The 21,041-nt window shown below is 39.1% G+C and carries 14 protein-coding genes and 3 tRNA genes; 7 read left to right on the top strand and 10 right to left on the bottom strand.

Features of this window, described 5'->3' with window-relative positions:
• Position 1 precedes the first annotated feature (1 nt).
• From ACHMWN_RS11985 to ACHMWN_RS11970, 4 genes are all read right to left on the bottom strand, one after another.
• Positions 2–1,948 carry a restriction endonuclease subunit S gene (locus ACHMWN_RS11985; RefSeq protein ID WP_397301293.1) on the bottom strand — a complete coding sequence of 649 codons (1,947 nt, stop codon included), beginning with the start codon at positions 1,946–1,948 and terminating at the stop codon, positions 2–4.
• Entirely contained in the window at positions 1,948–4,767 is a 2,820-nt protein-coding gene (locus ACHMWN_RS11980; RefSeq protein ID WP_397301291.1) for a type I restriction-modification enzyme R subunit C-terminal domain-containing protein, read from the bottom strand. Before ACHMWN_RS11980 ends, ACHMWN_RS11985 begins: the two co-directional genes overlap by 1 nt.
• A 116-nt stretch (positions 4,768–4,883) precedes the next feature.
• On the bottom strand, positions 4,884–5,141 hold the full coding sequence (locus tag ACHMWN_RS11975; protein WP_397301289.1) for a helix-turn-helix domain-containing protein: 258 nt from the start codon (positions 5,139–5,141) through the stop codon (positions 4,884–4,886).
• Positions 5,142–5,238: 97 nt separating this feature from the next.
• Complete coding sequence (locus ACHMWN_RS11970) at positions 5,239–6,348, bottom strand: hypothetical protein (RefSeq protein ID WP_397301286.1); 1,110 nt, start codon at positions 6,346–6,348, stop codon at positions 5,239–5,241.
• 407 nt (positions 6,349–6,755) lie between these two features.
• On the opposite strand from ACHMWN_RS11970, the gene ACHMWN_RS11965 reads away from it, so the two are divergent.
• The 4 genes from ACHMWN_RS11965 (at position 6,756) to ACHMWN_RS11950 (ending at position 10,980) form a co-directional block, all read left to right on the top strand.
• Positions 6,756–7,367, top strand: a complete 612-nt coding sequence (locus ACHMWN_RS11965; RefSeq protein WP_397301285.1) for a DUF6266 family protein — start codon at positions 6,756–6,758, stop codon at positions 7,365–7,367.
• Positions 7,368–8,099: 732 nt separating this feature from the next.
• Positions 8,100–8,630 carry a peptidoglycan-binding protein gene (locus ACHMWN_RS11960; RefSeq protein ID WP_397301283.1) on the top strand — a complete coding sequence of 177 codons (531 nt, stop codon included), beginning with the start codon at positions 8,100–8,102 and terminating at the stop codon, positions 8,628–8,630.
• 942 nt (positions 8,631–9,572) lie between these two features.
• The gene (locus tag ACHMWN_RS11955; RefSeq protein ID WP_397301281.1) at positions 9,573–9,875 is read left to right on the top strand and encodes an ArsR/SmtB family transcription factor; all 303 of its coding nucleotides are present in this window, start codon (positions 9,573–9,575) and stop codon (positions 9,873–9,875) included.
• Between the two features lie 4 nt (positions 9,876–9,879).
• Entirely contained in the window at positions 9,880–10,980 is a 1,101-nt protein-coding gene (locus tag ACHMWN_RS11950; RefSeq protein WP_397301280.1) for an NADH:flavin oxidoreductase, read from the top strand.
• A gap of 928 nt (positions 10,981–11,908) precedes the next feature.
• Here ACHMWN_RS11950 and ACHMWN_RS11945 read toward each other — a convergent pair.
• Complete coding sequence (locus ACHMWN_RS11945) at positions 11,909–12,466, bottom strand: YceI family protein (protein ID WP_397301277.1); 558 nt, start codon at positions 12,464–12,466, stop codon at positions 11,909–11,911.
• A gap of 821 nt (positions 12,467–13,287) precedes the next feature.
• Here ACHMWN_RS11945 and ACHMWN_RS11940 point away from each other — a divergent pair.
• Entirely contained in the window at positions 13,288–14,178 is an 891-nt protein-coding gene (locus ACHMWN_RS11940) for a winged helix-turn-helix domain-containing protein (RefSeq protein ID WP_397301275.1), read from the top strand.
• Positions 14,179–14,279: 101 nt separating this feature from the next.
• Here the strand turns inward: ACHMWN_RS11940 and ACHMWN_RS11935 are convergent, their stop codons facing one another.
• Positions 14,280–15,461 carry a redoxin family protein gene (locus tag ACHMWN_RS11935; protein ID WP_397301272.1) on the bottom strand — a complete coding sequence of 394 codons (1,182 nt, stop codon included), beginning with the start codon at positions 15,459–15,461 and terminating at the stop codon, positions 14,280–14,282.
• Between the two features lie 178 nt (positions 15,462–15,639).
• Here ACHMWN_RS11935 and ACHMWN_RS11930 point away from each other — a divergent pair, with 178 nt between their 5' ends.
• Positions 15,640–16,704 (top strand): sensor histidine kinase, encoded by a 1,065-nt coding sequence (locus tag ACHMWN_RS11930; RefSeq protein ID WP_397301270.1) that lies wholly within the window; start codon positions 15,640–15,642, stop codon positions 16,702–16,704.
• Entirely contained in the window at positions 16,701–17,375 is a 675-nt protein-coding gene (locus ACHMWN_RS11925; RefSeq protein WP_397301268.1) for a LytR/AlgR family response regulator transcription factor, read from the top strand. Before ACHMWN_RS11930 ends, ACHMWN_RS11925 begins: the two co-directional genes overlap by 4 nt.
• A gap of 1,061 nt (positions 17,376–18,436) precedes the next feature.
• On the opposite strand, the gene ACHMWN_RS11920 is transcribed toward ACHMWN_RS11925, so the two are convergent.
• The 4 genes from ACHMWN_RS11920 to ACHMWN_RS11905 all read right to left on the bottom strand — a co-directional run bounded on the left by ACHMWN_RS11920 (position 18,437) and on the right by ACHMWN_RS11905 (position 20,896).
• Positions 18,437–18,510: transfer RNA gene (locus ACHMWN_RS11920), tRNA-Pro, on the bottom strand.
• Positions 18,511–18,564: 54 nt separating this feature from the next.
• A tRNA-Pro gene (locus ACHMWN_RS11915) sits at positions 18,565–18,638 on the bottom strand.
• A 100-nt stretch (positions 18,639–18,738) separates the two neighbouring features.
• Positions 18,739–18,825 (bottom strand) — tRNA-Ser (locus tag ACHMWN_RS11910).
• Positions 18,826–18,889: 64 nt separating this feature from the next.
• Positions 18,890–20,896 (bottom strand): HD family phosphohydrolase, encoded by a 2,007-nt coding sequence (locus ACHMWN_RS11905; protein ID WP_397303585.1) that lies wholly within the window; start codon positions 20,894–20,896, stop codon positions 18,890–18,892.
• Between the last annotated feature and the right edge of the window lie 145 nt (positions 20,897–21,041).

Genomic DNA, 21,041 nt, shown 5'->3' with positions numbered 1-21,041 from the left:
TTTACTTCTTCTTTTTCGGAAAAGGAACCACCGCCCCATAACCTGTTGGTACTATTTCATTTTTGCGCATCCAATCAATCGCTTTGAAAAAGCGTTCTCTTGCAATCTTTAACTTTCGTTCTGACCAGTTTTCTCTTGATTCATATACAATTTCTTCATCTGATGGATTTGAATTTCCATTAAGAATAAGATTGTTCCATCCTGCGTAAGTGGTGGCAATAATTTCTGAGACTTCTAAATCGAAATTTAGAAACAACGTAATTAAATCATTTAATTGTTTATTCTTTTTATCTGAAAGTGTTGATTGGAATTTATCAATAACTTTATCTGAATTATTTGCTGATGAATAGGAATAGCCTATAGGTTTCTTTACTATATTAAAAAAACCTGCTTTCTTAGCCCGAGATTCAACGCTCTTTAAGTGCGGATAATCATCCGGACCTGCAGCATCTTTTACAGGCTGTCTGCCCAAAGGAATCTGTAAATGATATTCAACCAAATGGGCGATCTTCTCACATTTGATGTGACTTAAATTATCTATTGATGTAGGATTTTCCTCGTGAATTTTAATCACTTTGGCTATTAAACCTGCGTGAATATCTGCTGATATTTTTGCAACCGGAGTTTCTGTTTTAGCCACAACTAAAGGTTGAACCGCTTTCTTTTTACTTGGTTTAGTTGTTGCTTTGTTCTGCTCCGCTTTTATTCGCTCCAGCAACATACTTGCAGGTTCATAATCTGCAGCTTGTTTACATTCTGCCAATTCTTGTGCAGTTAACAAATTACCTTCAAATGCTTTTTTAAGAATGCTTTGGCGCAAGGCTTCTGCTTTTTCTAAACTTTCTTTGATGTTTTGTTCTATGGAATCACAAACGGATAAACGGGATTCGATTTGTTTAATTATTTCAATTTGTTCTTTAATTGAGGGCAAAGGAATTTCTAATTTTAAAAATCTATCTTGAGTTAAATTCAATCCACTATCACTACTACCAGTTTTAATGTCATTTATTAATTTAAGATAATCTGGACTATTCAATACAAGTTCAAAATACTCTGGCAAAACCACAGTATCTTTTAATTTTATTCGATAAACTTTATCACAATTTATAAGCTTAAGCTTAGTTTTTCTTACTAAGCAACAAACCCCAACTCTAATTCTTGGTCCAGCTCGGGTTATTAGTATATCTCCAACTTCGATTTGATGCTGTTCTCTTGGCTCTAAATCTTTTGGTAATTTTTTATTTTCATAAGGAAGAAATTCACCGTGTTGAATTGCCGTTGTTTTTATTACAGCCCATTCTTCATCATTTTCTACATTTTCACTTAAACATTTAGGACTCCAACCTTGACTTAAATTTTGTATTAATTCAGAAATTGAAACTCTTTTCTTGGCATCCAACGATTTTCTCAAAACCGCTTGTCTGTAAATTTTTAATTGCTGTTGTGTTTTTTTTAAATCGGCAATACCGGCATCTAAACTGCTAAATAAACTTTCTAATTTTTTAACAATGGCTCGTTGTTCGGGAAGGGGTGGAAGTGGTACTAGTGTGGCATCAAATTTTCCTTTTGTAACGTGAACCATTCCTGAGCCATGCGCCTTAGCGTAAAGCTCTACTGTAATCTTATCCAGTAAATAAAATAGGTATAATTTAACTGTACAAGGCTTTTCAACTACTTTAAAAATATGTTGGTTTAACCACGCATCCTGACCTTTCCAAAGATATACTCCTAAAGAAGCTGACCATGCATATAATAAATCTTCGTGTTGAATTTTATATCTATCTTCATATAGTTCTTCTGTGTAATTATAAGGTGCTTTAGGATTATTTAAATTTTGAATTCTTATAATCTCTTTACCTTTCGTTTTCCATTCACTTGGCTTAAATGCTCTTCCATTATAATAATCCGCCAAACTTCCTAATTGTACAATTTCCCAATCTTCTCTCATTATGCAGCTAACGCTTCATTTAATTCATTAATAATACTATCCATCTCGTTACCAAATAATTGGTACATCTTTCCTCTTCCGCCTTTGCTGTCAAACGGGTTATAATCTAAATCATCCAGCTCAATATGGTACGAACTTACAATGTGGTCTTTTATCATTCGCAGCCATTCCATTTGCTCGGTGCTAAAGCGGTTGTGCTGTCCGGCATTTTGTGCAAAAATCCAACGCTTAAAATTTTCGTCAATGGTTTTATCAAAAGGTTTCAGTTCTTCATCTATGCCACACACTTTTCTAATCAAAGAAACCAATGCCGTCAGTTCATCTTTCGGGCAATCGCTTTTCACTTCTTCTATACCTGCATAAGCACTCCAAACGTGAGCCGGAGCCAACAGCGGTTTTTCCAGTTTCAGTTTATCCATTACTTCTTTTATCATTTTAAAAGTAATGTTGCGGCGGTTGTAAGGCTGGTCGTAGAAAATACTCAGCGCATGTATTTCGTCCTTATTAGCTTTCAGGTACTCACTGAAATCGTTAATCAAGGCTTTGGCTTTATCCACAGATTCAGTGTCCCATTCTGCTTTTGTCACTTCATCCAGATTGATATGGTCGATAATTTGGTCGTGCTGTTTGCGCACATTATCGATATGGTCGTTCAGCTTGCCGTTAAAAGTTAAAGATGCTGTTTTCAGCAATGCTTCCTGCGCTTCTGCTCTGGCTTGTTCTTCTTTTGCAGGCGTACGTTCATCCATCGGGATTTGTGCAATGATGGCATTTGCTTTATCGGCAATCACATCAGCATCAAAAGCTTCAATCAGTTCGCGAGTCATCTGTTTTAAGCTTTTTCCTTTTGCTAGTTCCTGTATTTTCTCTTTTTCGGCATCTGTCAGTTGTTTTTCCAAACGGATGAGTCGGTTAGCCAAAGAAAGATACACATCTTCTTCCTGCACACCCATTGTAACGGCCTGCAACAAATCTTTTAAGGGAATGGTTGGCGCACGTTCCAGCGGACGGCTGTCGGTCTTTTTAGATTTTGTGGCGCCCACTGCATCTACAATCACGAAATGTGTTTTAGCATCGGCAGTTTTGGTGACCAGTTTTAATTTATCGGCAGAAATGGTACGGGTACCACGTCCTTTCATTTGTTCAAAATAATTGATGCTTCTTACATCCCGCATAAACAGCAAGACCTCCAAAGGTTTTACATCGGTTCCGGTCGCAATCATATCTACCGTAACGGCAATACGGGGATAATAGTCGTTCCTGAAACGGTTCAGCACCGATTTTGGGTCTTCTTCAATTTTATAGGTTACCTTTTTACAGAAATCATTGCCTTCATCAAATACTTCTCTGATGATGTTGATGATGTCATCAGCGTGGCTGTCGGTTTTGGCAAAGACCAAAGTTTTAGGCACTTCATACTCGCCATTTTCATCAAAACGATTCGGGAAAATATCTTTTCTCAACGCGTCTTTATAAGCCGTAATAATCGTTCTGATTTGGCTGATGTTGACTACTTTTTTATCTAAATCATTGCGCAGATAAGCGGTGTCTTCATCTTCCTGTTGCCAACGTTTAGCTCTTGAAAGCTTATCTCTTCTGTCCACAAACCAGCCTTTTTCTATCAAAGCTCCTTTGGTGGAAATATCGGTTTCAATAAGATAAACATCGTAAGGAACGTTCACGCCATCAATCACCGATTCTTCGTAAGTATATTGGCTCACTACATTTTCATTAAAGAAACCAAAGGTTCTTTTATCAGGCGTTGCGGTTAAGCCCACCAAAAAAGCATCGTAATAATCTAAAACCTGTTTCCAAAGGTTATAAATAGAACGGTGGCATTCATCAATAATAATAAAATCAAATTGCTCAATGGGCACTTTTGGATTGTAAGCAACCGGAATAGCATCTTTTTTTGCCAACTGTTTTTCTATCCAAGAAGAATTTTCATTGGGATTGACTACATCTTCGTCCTCATCCATTTCCTCGCCCTGCAAAATAGAATACATCCGCTGAATGGTAGAAATACACACCTGACTTTCATCGGCGATATAACTGGAAGTCAATCGCTGCACATTGTACAGTTCTGTAAACTTGCGGTTATCATCCTGCGGTTGGTACGCTCTGAACTCCTGCTCAGCCTGTTCACCTAAGTTTTTGGTATCGACTAAAAACAAAATTCGTTTAGCCTTTGCAAATTTTAGTAAGCGGTAAATTAATGTAGCGGCGGTAAAGGTTTTACCTGCACCTGTCGCCATTTGTATTAAAGCTTTCGGACGGTTGCCTTTAAAAGATTTCTCTAAATTATTAATAGCAATAATCTGCGCTGGACGTAAACCTGTTTCATCTAAGACAGGATAATCCGCAAACCTTCCTCTTAAACTTTTTCCCCGTTTGCTCCATTCCAATAAAGTTTCCGGCTTATGAAAGCTAAAAACATTTCTCCCTCTTGGCTTTGGGTCTGTGTAATCCGTAAAACGAGTAACTATACCAGTGCTTTCGTAAACATATTTAATCGGTTCGGCATTTACTAATGCTTTTAACTTCGCAAGAGCATACTCTTTTGATTGCTCTTCTACCACCGTCAAACGATGGCCTTCATCTTCTCTTTTAGCCTCTATTAATCCTAAAGGTTTTTGATTGACAAATAGAATGTAATCAGCAGGGCCAACGCTCGTTTGGTACTCTCTAACCGCAACTCCCACACCCACACTAAAATCAATATCCCTTTTGGATTGAACGTTCCATCCTGCTAAACGTAGCATAGCATCTATCTTATCGCGAGCTTGTTGTTCGGGATTTTGATTGAGTTCGTTAGGCATTAATTTTTTATTCTGAGTTTAGTTGGCTTGCAATATAATAATTAAATATGTTAAGAATTAGTGTAATCTCCTACTAAACACGAATTAATATCTACCTTTTTAACTAAATAACACAATCACCCCTTCTCCAACCGTTCCATCATCTTTTTATGGTAATAACATTTACCACCAATCACTACCGGTTTAATGAGCCCTTGCTTGCGCCAACGATAGAGGGTACGCTCTGTTATTTTTAATTGGCGGCAGAGGTCGTTGTTATCCAACCATTCGTCATCGTTCCCTGCATGGCCATGTAAGTGTTCTAGTAGGATCATGATGTGTTGTTGCATGAACAGCATTTGCTGTAACTGTTCTTGTATGGTTAAGTCTTCCATATGCTCGTATTTAGACCACAAATAGAAATGATTACTAACGGCCTCACAGGTTACACGGGTTGCACTATCACCTGCAACTCCTCAGATATGTTTAGTCCTATTTGAGCTTATTTAAGGCGTTGATCATGTTTATTAATTTGCCTTTTACATGGCTAACGGTACTGCTTTCGGCATTGTAATACTTGTTTCGTAAACTTTCAAAAGAGATGTCTTTCCCCTTTACCGTGGTATAATTGCTGATGAAAAATTTTAATAATTTAGAAGGTTCAATGTCTTTAAAGATTTCTTGCTCTTTAAACAATTTGATCAATAAGGCCAACTGATCTACCGATAAGTTCAAGGCTATTTTTTCGCTATCGGTGTGGCGCATCGTTTCAAGCGGTTCAATCTCCTGTGTCATTTCCATACAAATTCGCTCTTCTACAATCCAGGCACTCAATACCTCAATTACACTGGCAGATGCTGCTTCTAAGGCATAGCCCGGTTTCGGGTGAATTAAGCGAATGGTTTTTAATTGTGCCTTCAACACATTTAGCTTGGCTATTTTACAAGTTGCCTGATCCAATTCTTTCGTATGCAAACTTTTGCAATACACCATAAAGGGCAAATGGTTAAAATTAAGTCGGATAAGCAGTAAAATGAGGTGATGGCTACTGCTTAGTTGTGCGTGTTTAAATTGTATTGCTTCCAATTCCGTTAACACCCTATGGATGTACTGGTACTGCGCATGCGACATTTCTTGCATTTTCTGGATCGACTGCTGGTATTTCGCCAACAGGAGTATTAATTTCTTTGCTACCCGATGCTTCCTGAAATACACCATCAGCGCTTTTTTCTTAGCCTCGAGGGTATGCTGTAAACTTTTTAGTTTGACATGACTCACGGTACTTTGTGCATCCAGCTTACCTGAATGGTGCTGCTCTATGGTATCAATCACCTGTTGCAACGGTGTGATGAGCAATGCGGTTGCGCTTATAGGTTGCGGCAATTCGTATAGCGTATTGCACATCCCTACTAAAGTAAGGTGCACCTGACAGATATACGGCGTAGTTTGAGCTGCAGAATCACTTTCCAATACTTTTGCAGTCAGCAGCTCCAATACCTGGAGACAACGTTCTTTAACCTGCAAGGCAAGATCAGCATAATTTACATCCGGTTGTGTTGATTGCTGTATCAACACCGTCATTTCTCTTAATTGTTCCTTCATTAACCCCTCATCTAGATGGTCGTACTTAAAAGCTGGGATGAGGGCTTTACACCTAAACTACTCAATAATTGATTTTTTTTCACACAGGCTCCAGGAATCTAACATATTTTAACATATCGCTACCTCCTAGTCTGCTCCCAGATTGCTCCTACATTTCTCCTAGAAAACCGCGTTTGAGCAGAACAATACCAGAACAAACCTAGGCGAAGTCTAGGAGAACTCTACTTTTTCACTGACTAAACCAGACATCTTCGGACATCTTCGGACATGCAGCGCCAAACACTTTTTTATCCGTTTTAGCCGCCCTACTTTCGTTGAACATTCGTTGTCGACACTCGAAGTTTAACAGATTTTATAACCCTTTAAAAAACAAAGAAAAATGGGAACATTTAAAAAAGGAATCCTAGGTGGATTTCTCAGGAAAAATAGGCAACGTGATTGGTTCTAGTTGGAGAAACTTAGACGTAATGCGCAGCTTACCTAAAAAGAGCAACAAAATGCCAACCGAAATTCAGGCAGAGCAACGCATTAAATTTGCGCTAACGATTGGATTTCTATCGCCAATTAAAGGCATTTTAGAGCAAGCCTTTGGAACAGCTCAAGGCAACAAGTCGAAGTTTAATTTAGCCACAGCCTACCACATTCAGGAAGCGGTAACGGGGATCATGCCCAATTTAGACCTCGACTTTACGAAAGTAGTCATTTCTAAAGGTGAGTTGCTAGGTGCAAAAAATGCCGCTGTAACAGCTACAAATGCTGGCGTGGTAGATTTTGTGTGGGAAAACAATGCAGGCACTACCCTAAGTGCAATAGATGATAAAGCCATTTTACTCATCTATAACGCGACTAAAAAGCTGTACGTAACTGATCTTTCCTTTACCAGATTAGTGGGTGCTGCTGCTATAGTTGTTCCAGCCGAATTTACCAACGATGTGGTGCATTGCTACATGGGGTATCTATCGGCCAATGGCAAGAACGCAGCTACTAGTGTGTATTTAGGCACAGTAACGGTGTTGTAATAACAGGATAATCGGCGGTGGCTAGGGCTACATGAATGGCGTAGCGCCGCCGATTATTATGTGAATTTGGATAAGCATTTCGCTATTTAAGCAACTTCTAAGGCCTAAGCAGATCCTTTTGTGCTACTAAAATCGGCCTTGGCCTGTTCGGGATGCAGAAATTTGCTCAGCTTCTGACTTTAATAGAACAGGGCGCAGCCGTGGAGTTTTTGCATACTTTTTCATCTACAGGAAACCTGAGCTTGCGAAAGCATGATTACCATTAAAAAACAACTTCCTAATGAATAAAGTTTGTCCGCGAAGCGACAGAACCATAAATGTGTCTCAAAAATCAATGTTTAAGCACAAACAATGTGTTTGCTATTCGAAGTTGTCTTAATCGAATTCACAAAAACTAATATACTATTCACCTGGGTTTGCTTCGCATTCCCTCAACTAAAAAACAATGAACACAATCTTACAAAGAGTACCTACACTCTTCAAAAACATAGCCTTGTTGAAATGGCTATTTCTGGTATTGGCCACGGTATGGCTAGTTACCCCCAAATTGATTCACTTCTTTTATCCCCTAGCGGGGGTACTTGATGCTGGCATTTTACAACTGATTGTAGTAGCGCTGGTGTGCTGGTTGCTGGTACTGAGTTGCGCCCTGCTCATGAGCAAACGGGCGTACCTACATTTTACCTTACTAGTCGCAGAAAATCAGTTCACCACTTTAACCTCACTTACGCCATGGCAACAACACGTATTATATTTGGCCTTTTATGCTGTATTGGTGCTCTCGGCAACGGGATGCCTAATCGCCATTTGCTAAGGCAACCCACAGCGCAACAGGAAGTGGTGGCTATTGCTACTTCACAATTGGGTGTGAAAGAAACCGGCTTAAATAATCATGGTGCACAGGTTAAACAATATTTAGCGTATACCCATTTAAAAGAGGGCAACTCTTGGTGTGCTGCTTTTGTAAGCTGGGTTTTTGGTCGGGCAGGATACCGACAGCCGCAAACGGCATGGTCCCCTGCTTTATTTCCCATCGGGAGACAAACAAAGTCGCCCCAACCGGGGGATGTGTTAGGTTTGTATTCGGCTGAAAAAAGACGCATTGTGCATTGTGGTTTGATAGAACGTACACACAGCGATTGGGTAATTTCTATTGAAGGGAATACCAATGGAAATGGAAGTAGTGATGGTGATGGGGTGTATCGGAAATGGCGACATCGGAGGTTGATTGCGGTGTATGCGAGGTGGTTGCCAGTAAAGTAGTTTAATAAAAAACCCTCACCTTAATTGGAGAGGGTTTTTTGTTATCTGATGGTGTTTCATATGTTTAATAAAAACCCTTAGTCATATCCGCTCTTTGCCGCGGGGGCAACAAACTTTTCCCTTGATGGAAAAGTATGCAAAAGATCAAGCCAGGAACGATGCTTCCACGCTCTGGGCTTACGCATAGCCCGCCGTTCCTGTCTGCCCTACGCTTTTTGGACCTGTGCAAAGAACAGTTTGATTGTACAAAAATTAGTGGCCACCTTTTATTGTTAATCATGATTTGGCTATCTGTCATCCTGAGCGTAGCGAAGGATCTGTCATGCAACAGTTTTCTATCGACTGGTGTCCACCCGCCGAGCACCTTAATCATATCTGCTCTTTGCCGCGGGGCAACTGACTTTTCCCTTGATGGAAAAGTAAGCAAAAGATCAAGCCAGGAACGATGCTTCCACGCTCTGGGCTTACGCATGGCCCGCCGTTCCTGTCGGCCCTACGCTTTTTGGACCTGTGCAAAGAACAGTTTGATAGTGCTGAATAAATAGCAAGTCATTCTTATCGCATCAGTTCTCTAAGCTAAAACCCTTTATCGTTACAGTATTTGCCTCTTTTTGTCATCCTGAGCGTAGCGAAGGATCTGTCATGCAACAGTTTTCTATCGACTGGTGTCCACCCGCCGAGCACCTTAATCATATCCGCTCTTTGCCGCGGAGGGCAACTGACTTTTCCCTTGATGGAAAAGTAAGCAAAAGATCAAGCCAGGAACGATGCTTCCACGCTCTGGGCTTACGCATGGCCCGCCGTTCCTGTCGGCCCTACGCTCTTTGGAACTGTGCAAAGAACAATTTGATAGTGCGGCAAGTTGGTACTACATTTTACATTTTAGTGTAAAGTTTGATCTTTTCATTGGTATATCGGGAAAAGTCGATATACATTTGCAGTATGGATCAAGTAGAAATATTTAAAGCCTTATCTAACAAAACACGATTACAGATTTTGAGTTGGCTTAAAGCGCCTGCCGAGAATTTTCCAGATCATTCACCAGTAGATTTTGAGAATATTGGGGTTTGTGTTGGCCAAATCCAACTAAAAGCGGGCTTATCTCAAAGTACCATTTCCGAATACCTTTCTATTTTACAGAGAGCAGATTTGGTTTGCGCTACCCGAGTTGGACAATGGACGTACTACAAACGCAATAAAAAAGGGTTAGAAAATTTAAGTAAAATCATCAATACAGAATTATAAACATATGAATACAACTAGTTTATTTAAGCCATTTAGCTTAAAAACATTAAACACAAAAAATAGAATCGTAATGGCCCCAATGACGAGATCTTTTTCTCCAGGTGGTGTGCCTACTGACGATGTTGCTGCATATTATGCAAAAAGAGCTGCTGGTGAGGTAGGGTTAATCTTATCTGAAGGAACAGTTATTGATCGCCCGTCTTCATCTGCAGATCCGAACATCCCCCATTTTTATGGCCATGAGGCATTGGCTGGTTGGCAAAAAGTAATCAACGCTGTTCATACAGCGGGAGGGCAAATGGGTCCCCAAATATGGCATCAGGGCATTCACGCAAATCATGCTTCTGGTTGGTTACCAAGTGCTCCATTTGAAGGCCCATCATCTTTTAATAGTCCAGGATTTGAAAACGGGGTAGCCATGACAGATTCGGCAATTGCTGATACTATTGCAGCTTTCGGTAAGGCAGCTGCCGATGCAAAAGCTTTAGGTTTTGATACGGTAGAGATCCATGGTGCGCACCAATATTTAATCGATCAGTTTTTTTGGGATGCTACGAATACGCGTACCGATATTTATGGTGGAAAAACCTTGGCTGAGCGTACACGTTTTGGTGTGGAGGTAATTAAAGAAGTACGTAAACGTGTTGGTGAAGATTTTGCCTTAATTATTCGTTTATCGCAGTTTAAACCCTCTGCATATGATTTTAAGTTGGCTAAAAATGAAAATGAAATGGAGCAATGGTTAACGCCTTTAGCAGATGCTGGAATTGATATTTTCCATTGTTCGCAACGTCGTTTCTGGGAGCCAGAATTTGAAGGTTCTGATTTAAATTTTGCAGGCTGGGCTAAGAAAATAACAGGCAAAGCCACTATTTCTGTTGGCTCTGTTGGTTTAGATGGCGACTTTTTTGGTGCTTTTGCTGGTCAAAGTTCTCAACCTAGTCCCTTAGATGAACTGGTTCGCAGAATGGATCGCGGTGATTTTGATTTAGTTGCCGTTGGTCGCCCATTGTTAGCAGACGCAGACTGGGTAGAAAAAATTAAAAATAATCGTGCAGAAGAATTGAGAGGTTTCAGTAAAGAAGCGTTAATGGAATTGGTATAATTTTTCTTAAACTCACAAAAGCCCCTTTTTGCAAAAGTAGAAAGGGGCTTTTTTCGTTCAATTAGGAATACGTTAACGTTGCCTATCGGCTGGTGTGTCACCTGTCGAAATAACTTATTCATTTCCGCTCTTTGCCGCGGGGGCAAGTGAATTTCCCTTGATGGGAATTATGAAAAAGTTCAAGTCAGGAATGAAGCTAAGCCTTTCATCGTGTCCGCTCTTTGCCGCGGAGGCAACTGACTTTTCCCTTGATGGAAAAGTAAGCAAAAGATCAAGTCAGGAACGATGCTTCCACGCTCTGGGCTTACGCATGGCCCGCCGTTCCTGTCTGCCTTACGCTCTTTGGACTGTGCTAAGAACAATTTGATTGTGCGGGAAGGGTGTTAGTATTCTAAAGTTAAAACCCTTCATCGTTCCGCTCCTTACCTCCTTTTGTCATCCTGAGCGTAGTGAAGGATCTGTCATGTAGTAGTTCTAATACATTTCCGATCGACTGGTGTTTCATCTGCCGAAATATCTATCATCTTTCCGCTCTTTGCCGCGGAGGCAACTGACTTTTCCCTTGATGGAAAAGTAAGCAAAAGATCAAGCCAGGAACGAAGCTTCCACGCTCTAGGCTAACGCATGGCCCGCCGTTCCTGTCGGCCCTACGCTTTTTGGACCTGTGCTAAGAACAGTTTGATTGTGCGGAAAGGGTGTTAGTATTCTAAAGTTAAAACCCTTCATCGTTCCGCTCCTTACCTCCTTTTGTCATCCTGAGCGCAATGAAGGATCTGTCATGCAATAGTTCTAAAAGATTCTTCCAAAGTCGGAATGACAAGTGTATTAATTATTTCTTTGCGACGATTTTAATATCGAATTCGATGGAATCGGAAATGGTTTTATCTGCTAAGTTCTCCAAGAACTTTCCTGATTTATAGCTGATACCTCACTCTGTTCGGTCGATGATGAGCTTGCCATTGGCATTTGCAATTCCATTCTTCACTTTTAGGTTGACTGCAAAAGTAACGGATCGTGTGATGCCTTTAATGCTGAGGTTTGCTGTAATTTTTATCGTTTCCTCATTAATTGGGGCAACGTCGGTAATGGTGATCGTTGCGGTAGGGAAATTCTTGACATCAAAAAAATCAGGGTTTTTTAAATGGTTAATCAATCCATTGCTTTTCCCATGGTTATGATCTTCTATGGTATTCATGTCGACCTCTACTGTACCGCCTACCAATTTATCATTCTCTAGCTTCAATTCTCCTTTTGAGATATAGACGTAACCTGTGTGCGCATTTGCACCAATTTGCATAGCGCCTTTCCAGCCTACCACACTTTCTTTTGTGTCTACGCTCCAGTATTTTTCATCTCCAACGTGTAAGGTTACGGGGTTTACTGATTCAGTATTACTATCTTTCTTTTCATCTTTTACTGGTCTGCCACAAGCGAAGAGTAATGATGTGATGAGGAGGAGGTTGATGGTGGTTGGTTTGTAGTTCATGTTTTTAAATGATATGGTTAATGTTAAATGATTACATAATTTGCCTATCGAGTTAAAACCCTCTAGTTGTTCCGCTCTTTGCCGCGGGGGGCAACTGACTTTTCCCTTGATGGAAAAGTAAGCAAAAGATCAAGCCAGGAACGATGCTTCCACGCTTCAGCCCTACGCATGGCCCGCCGTTCCTGTCGGCCCTACGCTCTTTGGAATGTGCAAAGAACAATTTGATCTGCTAAGAATGAGATAGAAGCGAGCTACCTTTCTTATTTCCTACTCAAGGTTTCTAAATTAAAAACCTTATTCATATCCGCTCTTTGCCGCAGAGGGCAACAAAATTTCCCTTGATGGGAATTATGGAAAAGATCAAGCTATAACGATGCTAAACCCTCCATCATTTCCGCTCTTTGCCGCGGGGCAACTGAATTTCCCTTGATGGAAAAGTATGCAAAAGATCAAGCCAGGAACGATGCTTCCACGCTCTGGGCTACGCATGGCCCGCCGTTCCTGTCGGCCCTACGCTCTTGGGGACTCTTTTTGTCATCCTGAGCGCAGCGAAGGATCTGTCATGCAATAGTTCTATAGATTCCTCCAAAGTCGGAATGACAAGGTTTATTAAAAGTAAACCCTTACCCTATCGCCTGGTGTCTCACTACCACAACTCAGCATTATTGATGTACGTATTTCATAATTTATAGTTAATATTGACATTTGTTGCACGGCTCATTTGATGAATTGCAGCTGCAGCGAAAGTACTTGGGTAACCTCTAAACAGCGAATTTGGATTGTAAATAAAAATGTAAACTTTGTAAATTAAAACTTGACACATGTTTAATCGTCGAAATTTCCCTTCTGGAAAACGTAAATACTTATTCGGTTCGATCGTATGTATATTCATCGTTGTTACCTGTGTAGCTTTCCGTATGGAGGATAAGAACGATTTCGATAGTTCAAGAAGAGAAGTTTTGCTCCGCAAGATTGGCGATGAACTCTTGTTGCAGTCGGGCGATAGTACATCGAGAGTGATGCCCATAAAAAAGATTGCCGATAATGAATACCAGATCAGCTTTGAGAACGACCTTACCTTTCAGCCAGTGGTATTGGTCAATACGATTAGAAATTTGCTGATCAAAGACCCACTCACAAGTGATTATGTGGTTAATGTGCTGAACTGTAAAATGGATAGTGTAGTGTATGGATACGCGATTTCTAAAAATAGAAAAGATGATATTGTAGCTTGTATAGGAAGAAAGCAACCCAAAACTTGTTATACAATCAACATTAAATTTAAGCCAAGAGGGATAGCGCTAGCAAAGAATGAGTATTTCTTGGGAGGTTTGTCACTGTTAGCTTTTGTTGGCTTTATCTTTTTGAGAGCTAAACCGAAAAAAACTTTGCCTGAGAATGATCAGCATGCTGACCGCTTCACTTTAGGGTCAATGGTATTCGATAGGAAGAATAGAATGCTCCTGATAGACGGAAATTCATTGGATTTAACCAAAACCGAAACGCGGGTATTGCGCATTTTCGCTTTACGCCCCAACGAGACCATCGAAAGAAGTCGATTACAAAAGGAGATTTGGGAAGATGAAGGGGTTATTGTAGGTCGCAGTTTGGATATGTTTATCTCAAAATTGAGAAAGAAATTGGAAGTTGATCCGAATGTTCAAATTGTAGTGGTACGGGGGAAAGGTTATAAGCTTGAGATTAACGTTTAAGAAGAATCGCTGCACGTAATACTGATGTATTTCATCAATTCGACACGGGTAATACCTGCTACATAGTGTTGATCGTCCTAGGCAGCTTAAAGAAATAGGGGCTACAAGTTTTTATCGATTAGCAGTTTTAATGCGGCTATGTCAAGCCCTCCGGAGTAGAGGATTGTGCCATTTTTAGCAATCAGCGCAACTTGAGGAAAGCCAGCTACACCATATTTTTTAGTTACAGATGGGTCATCTCCATATAAAATTGAGTAGTTAACCGGATGCTTATCTACAAATACACCAATATTGTACTTATTATCTTCTGTATTTATGGCCAATATCTTGAAATCTTTCTTGCCATATAAATTAGTAAGACCATTTAGCTTAGGAGCAGCTTCAATACAGTAGCTACAGTTCTTGATCCAGAATTCTACTAAAATTAGTTTGCCTTTATGCTGTGCAAGCGTTTCTTTTTCGTTGGTGGCATAATTTGTTAATTCCCAGTCGGGGGCTATCTCACCCACTTTTATAGGCACAACCGGAACTTTCGGAGTTTCAATAGCGTAGTTGTTTAAATAGCTAGAATAAAACCATGAGCTTTCTGCCACAGCTGCAGGGTTCGTATTAATTGCTGTAAAGTCAGTTCGATTTAGATCTTGAGTGCTAACAGTAGTTTGTAGAATAGTTAACGGCAACAGGGTACTTTTATCTACAATAATCCGATAGTTAAATGTAAGCTCCTTGGTAACTTTTGAAAAATCAAACCCTAGGTATGAAAAAAGTTTGTTTTGCAGAAAGAACTGCAGCACATGATACCGTTTAGTATCAATTAAGGTATCAGCAACCGACTTTTGAATACTTTTATCTTTAATGATGAGGGGAAGCACATTTCTTAGTGTTACGATAGAATTGTAAAGCGGAGATCTGCCCTCAAGATTTTTTTGGGCTTTTATTGGAGTTACTGTTAGTGTTTGTTTCTTTTTGTTGCCATTAAATAGCTCGGCATTATTGAAGATCGTAAAGCTTTGGGTATCCTCATATTGAAATCTCATGCCTGCGAGGTCATTTTCTTTAGCAAAATCTATATACATTTCGCCTTCAGCTTTACTAATATATCCTTCTGATGGATAATTAAATTCTCTTGAATACTGATATTTTACCGTTTTCAAACTGGCAAGCTTTTCATTCACTTGGTTGAAAATTAGAATATGATCAGTTATATTGGGCGTTTGCGCTATTGCAGGAAGTGAACAAATGAGGAGTGCGAAAATGATAGTTGAAGTTCTATTCTGTTTCATGGATTGAGATTTATACTCAAAAGTAAATCTTTGAAAGTTCTCTTTTTTTTGATTTAGACTAAAGCTTACATTAATTCGACCGACGGGGAAAATCTACTTTAGTCGAAAAAAAATATGATTTAGTCGAAAAGGTAGGATAACTAAATTCGGATTACTAAATAATTTTTACCTTGCTGCTATGCCGCCAGCCATTACTTTTAAACTTTCCAAGTACGCTAAAATAGAGATCATTTTCTTTTTGGTTTATTTTTATGGCATAAGCTTACTTTCTAGTTTCGAATATAATTTCTGGGAAAATCAGTATACTGGGATTTCAATTCAAGAAGTGGAATTTTCTTTGGTTTATGGCACTTTTAACATCATTGCATTTCTGTTATTTTATCGTGCATTACAGTATAGTTTAAAAAAAGATAAGTTCTGGGCCTTTTTGGTCACTATTGTGCTGTTTTTAGTATTTCATTTTTTTTATAAAAAGGCTACATATGTATTGATTTCAAATCTTGAGTTTCTTTCTGATAAAATAAGAAACGACGCCCTAAAATGGTATCACTTAAAACGGTTAGGATTTACGCTTAGTTATATGATTGGACAACTGTGTGGGGTTAGCTTTTTAGCTTATTTTATTCATTCCGCTAAGCAAAACGAGCAGTTAAAAACACTCAAAGAACAACAACTCATTTCTGAATTAACCTATTTAAAAGCACAATTGCAGCCACATTTCTTTTTTAATACCTTGAATAATATTTATAGTTTAGCATTGAAGCAAGATAAGGCTACTGCACCGTTAGTAGCTAAGCTCGCCGAAATGATGCGCTATATTTTGTACAAAGCCGATGAGAAATGGGTTTCATTAAAGGATGAAACCGAATTTATTAAAAACTATGTTGAAGTTGAGCATATTCGCTACCGATCTACCATTTCGATTAGTTTTGATAGGCAAGGCATAGATGATGAAAGCAAGATAAGTCCGTTGTTACTATTGCCATTTATAGAAAATGCGTTTAAGCATGGCATTCAGGAAGAAGAAAAGGAAGGTTTTGTAAACATTGTTATTTGTAAAACTGGAGAAGAGTTAATACTAGAGGTGAAGAACAGCATTGCAAAAACAAATCAACATACAGACGGAATTGGATTGGTAAATGTTAAAAAAAGATTAGCGATCCTCTATCCGAAAAATCATAAATTGGAAATACAGAATGATGGAAAAATTTATCAAGTAAGCTTAACCTTAGAAATGAAATGATAAATTGTTTAATTGTTGATGATGAACCATTGGCGCAAGATATTTTAGAAGGTTATGTATATGCCAATGATCAGCTAAACTTGGTTAAGAAATGTAGCACTGCTTTTGAAGCATTTGAAATATTGCATCAACAACAAATTGATCTGCTATTTTTAGATGTTAAAATGCCGGGTGTAAATGGAATTGACTTTTTAAAATCTCTTAAAAATCCTCCAGCAGTAATCTTTACCACCGCTTTTTCTGAATATGCTGTTGCAAGTTATGATTTAGAGGCTGTTGATTATCTGCTTAAGCCAATTACCCAAGAGCGCTTTGACAAAAGCCTTGCAAAGCTTTTTAAACTACAACCCACACCACTTAATGAAATACGGAATTATACCTATTTTAAAGTGTCTGGGAAATTAATGAAAGTAGATCATCTAGCTATTTTATATGCACAATCTATAAAGGATTACATATTGTTACATACTCAAAGTGGACGATATATGACGCATATGACTATGAAAAATCTAATTGAAATTTTACCTGTAGAGAAATTCGTTAGAATACATCGGTCATACCTGGTTAATAAAAGCAAAATTGGGAGCATTGGTAAATCCACTCTACAGATTGGGGATGAGATTATTCCTATCGGAAAACTGTATAAGACGAATTTGAGTTTAATTAGTTGAACTTACCGAAATACATTCATAACTCTTATGGGTTAAAACCTTCAGTTATCCTCTTTTTGCCGCGGTGGTAACAAAATTTCCGTTGATGTAAATTATGCAAAAGATCATGTAAGCTCCCACATTTATAGAACGGTGTTTATCCGCTCTTTGCCGCGGGTGGCATCAAACTTTTCCCTTGATGGAAAAGTAGGCAAAAGATCAAGTCAGTAACGATGCTTCCACGCTCTGGGCTAGCGCATGGCCCGCCGTTCCTGTCTAACCTACGCTCTTTGGACCTGTACTAAATCACTTTGGTTGTGCAGGAAGAGTATTAGTATTGCCTATCGGCTAGTCATGCAGAAAACAACCTTGTTCTTGTCCGCTCTTTGCCGCGGAGGGCATCAAACTTTTCCCTTGATGGAAAAGTATGCAAAAGATCAAGTCAGGAACGAAGCTTCCACGCTCTAGGCTAACGCATGGCCCGCCGTTCCTGTCTGCCATACGCTCTTTGGACTGTGCAAGAACTTTTTGATTGTGTAGGAAGAGTATTAGTATTGCCTATCGGCTAGTCATGCAGAAAACAACCTTGTTCTTGTCCGCTCTTTGCCGCGGAGGGCATCAAACTTTTCCCTTGATGGAAAAGTATGCAAAAGATCAAGTCAGGAACGAAGCTTCCACGCTCTAGGCTAACGCATGGCCCGCCGTTCCTGTCTGCCATACGCTCTTTGGACCTATGCTAAATCACTTTGATTGTGCAGGAAGAGTATTAGTATTGCCTATCGGCTAGTCATACAGAAAACAACCTTGTTCTTGTCCGCACTTTGCCGCGGAGGGCATCAAACTTTTCCCTTGATGGAAAAGTATGCAAAAGATCAAGTCAGGAACGATGCTTCCACGCTCTGGGCTTACACATGGCCCGCCGTTCCTGTCTGCCCTACGCTCTTGGGACTGTGCTATGAGCAATTTGATTGTGGTTAGGAAAAAAGGAGTAGCTCTTGCAAAGTTACATATAAAAAGGTTTTGGCTTTCGCGTCTTGAAAACAAAAAGCCCTCTCGATTTGCATCAAGAGGGCTTCTGTGTGTCGGGATGGCAGGATTCGAACCTACGACCTCCTGCTCCCAAAGCAGGCGCGATACCGGGCTACGCTACATCCCGAACTTGGTATCACCTTTTGTTGACCCTTTTTTGAAAGTGGAATCATACTTTTTGTCGGGGTGGCAGGATTCGAACCTACGACCTCCTGCTCCCAAAGCAGGCGCGATACCGGGCTACGCTACACCCCGAAAAACTAGTATCACCTTTGTTATTGACCCTTTTGCGAAGGGATTGCAAAGTAACGGTTTTAAAATTTTAAAACCGATTCATTTGACTTTTAAATTTGTGCGGAGGAAGAGGGATTCGAACCCTCGGTACCGTTGCCAGTACGACAGTTTAGCAAACTGTTCCTTTCGGCCACTCAGGCATCCCTCCGATTATCAAAATATCCGTTTTGAGGTTGCAAATATAGCAATTCATTGATGTTTACAAAAAAAAATTACGTTGTTTGTAAATAATCTATCCTCACATGATAAATGCTCATGAGCATTGTCTTGAATATCAGCTTTATAGTTTCTAAATCTTTTAATGTTAAATCGCAATTATCTAATTGATCTTGCTCCAGTTTGTAGTTAATTATCCTTTCAACCAAGTCATTTATGCTTTGAGCATCTGGATTTTTTAAACTTCTTGACGCTGCTTCTACCGAATCTGCCAACATTAAAACTCCTGTTTCCTTAGAAAAAGGAATTGGCCCTGGGTAACGGAAAATATTCTCATCCACAAATTTCTCTGGTGAATTCTTTAAAAAGGATTGATAAAAATAATCTACTCGTGTATTGCCATGATGCGTTCTAATAAAATCTATCACATTCTCTGGTAATTTATGTTTACGAGTAATCTCAATCCCTTTATGCACATGCTTAATGATAATTTGAGCGCTTTGTTCATACGGCAATTTATCGTGGGGGCTAGTTGATGTATTCTGATTTTCGATAAAGTACTGTGGATTTTCCATTTTACCGATATCGTGATACAAAGCCCCTGCCCTTACCAACAATGAATTCCCCCCAATCTTAAAAATAGCTGCTTCTGCAAGATTAGCCACTTGTAGCGAGTGTTGGAATGTTCCTGGTGCTTTGAATGCGAGCTCTCTCAATAATTTATTATTGGTATTGGTCAGTTCTATCAGGGCAACATCTGATGTAATTCCGAATACGCGTTCAAATGCATAAATTAATGGATATGCCAATAATGAAAGCAACACACTAAAGATGAATGGTAAGAAATTCATCCATTCTATTTGTTTAAATGAACCTTCTCTTAACAATGCAATACCTACAAAAGAAACAAAATAAGCTGCCAAAATAAACGAGGCAGACATTAATAATTGTTCTCTCTTAATTAGATTTTTAATGCTATAGATCGCAACCATACCCGCCGTAGTTTGATAAAACACAAATTCAAAGCTGTTGGGAACAAAAAACCCTGCGATTAGGATGACTAGCAAGTGCAAATTGAGTGCTAAACGGGTATCAAATAATATCCTGATGATTATTGGAACAATACAAAAAGGAATATAGTATAAGCTCGGTAAATTGACTTTAATGGCCCAGGTAAGCGCCAGGAGCATGGAGGTAATGACCAGTAAAATCAATGAAAGTTGACGGTTATCCGCGAAAATATCTTTTCTGAATAAAAACAGAAATACCATGAGTAAGGTAATGATAAAGCCCACTAACAATACTTGACCTAAATAAACTAATCTATTGTCACCTATGCTTTTGGTTTGGGCCTCATAGGCATCCTTATAAGACAAGAGTTTTTGATACACTTCATCGTCAATAATACTTCCTTTTGCAACGATCAATTCTCCTTTTTGTACCATACCCTTTGTGGTGGAAAGACTATTGATGGTACTGTTTTGAACGGTTAATGTTAATTCTTCATCAAAAATTATATTAGGTTTTAAATGACTTTCGACCAAATCTATTACTGCATCTTTAACTCTTGAATTAATTGACTTATAGTTGTTTTTAAAAAAATCTAATGCACTTTCTGTTGTGAAAACGTCTTGAGAATTACTTTTTACAGCAACATTATTGGTCAGCAATGAAAAATCATAATGTTTTCCATCTTTTTGATGTTTAGCCGTTAATCCGATGATACCCTTCTTGTACACAAACTCTAGCATTTTATAAGCAGTTTGTTTGGCACCTTCCTTTTCGTTTTCTGCAAAGGCATTAGACTTCCATTTTACATCAAATTCATTTAAAAAGGCATCACTTTGTCCTTTAAAAACATCTTCATCGTATTTATAAATGGGCAAAACATTATTCAATGCCTCTTTTTTATCTGTTACTACCTGAGGGGAAGTTTTTAAAATGGCAAAACTAAAAGGAGAAATTAAATCTTTATTCATCCACGTTTTACCCTTCTCAAATTCATATCTAAATCGCGGTTGTTTGGGTAGGTACAATGTAATGACGAAAACGCACACCACCATCATCACATATTTAATGTTAGATGAATATTTACGATAAAGTACTTTAGGATTTTTTCTGATTTTGGCCAAAATAGTACAGATTGATTTACCCAAAATTAAGATTATTTTTTTTCAATAGCTTATAAATGTTTTATTAGCCTTTGAG

It is taken from the genome of Pedobacter sp. UC225_61, from assembly GCF_044452285.1.
In the GTDB taxonomy this organism is placed as follows: domain Bacteria; phylum Bacteroidota; class Bacteroidia; order Sphingobacteriales; family Sphingobacteriaceae; genus Pedobacter.
The sequence above is the reverse complement of the archived record's forward strand: the minus strand, read 5'-3'. Positions and strand labels throughout refer to the sequence as shown.

Coding starts and splice junctions, on each gene's coding strand:
- ACHMWN_RS11930 (WP_397301270.1), top strand. CDS start 15,640: ATGCCGCCAGCCATTACTTTTAAACTTTCCAAGTACGCTAAAATAGAG.
- ACHMWN_RS11960 (WP_397301283.1), top strand. CDS start 8,100: ATGGCAACAACACGTATTATATTTGGCCTTTTATGCTGTATTGGTGCT.
- ACHMWN_RS11975 (WP_397301289.1), bottom strand. CDS start 5,141: ATGGAAGACTTAACCATACAAGAACAGTTACAGCAAATGCTGTTCATG.
- ACHMWN_RS11935 (WP_397301272.1), bottom strand. CDS start 15,461: ATGAAACAGAATAGAACTTCAACTATCATTTTCGCACTCCTCATTTGT.
- ACHMWN_RS11970 (WP_397301286.1), bottom strand. CDS start 6,348: ATGAAGGAACAATTAAGAGAAATGACGGTGTTGATACAGCAATCAACA.
- ACHMWN_RS11940 (WP_397301275.1), top strand. CDS start 13,288: ATGTTTAATCGTCGAAATTTCCCTTCTGGAAAACGTAAATACTTATTC.
- ACHMWN_RS11925 (WP_397301268.1), top strand. CDS start 16,701: ATGATAAATTGTTTAATTGTTGATGATGAACCATTGGCGCAAGATATT.
- ACHMWN_RS11945 (WP_397301277.1), bottom strand. CDS start 12,466: ATGAACTACAAACCAACCACCATCAACCTCCTCCTCATCACATCATTA.
- ACHMWN_RS11905 (WP_397303585.1), bottom strand. CDS start 20,896: ATGGTGGTGTGCGTTTTCGTCATTACATTGTACCTACCCAAACAACCG.
- ACHMWN_RS11950 (WP_397301280.1), top strand. CDS start 9,880: ATGAATACAACTAGTTTATTTAAGCCATTTAGCTTAAAAACATTAAAC.
- ACHMWN_RS11955 (WP_397301281.1), top strand. CDS start 9,573: ATGGATCAAGTAGAAATATTTAAAGCCTTATCTAACAAAACACGATTA.
- ACHMWN_RS11980 (WP_397301291.1), bottom strand. CDS start 4,767: ATGCCTAACGAACTCAATCAAAATCCCGAACAACAAGCTCGCGATAAG.
- ACHMWN_RS11985 (WP_397301293.1), bottom strand. CDS start 1,948: ATGAGAGAAGATTGGGAAATTGTACAATTAGGAAGTTTGGCGGATTAT.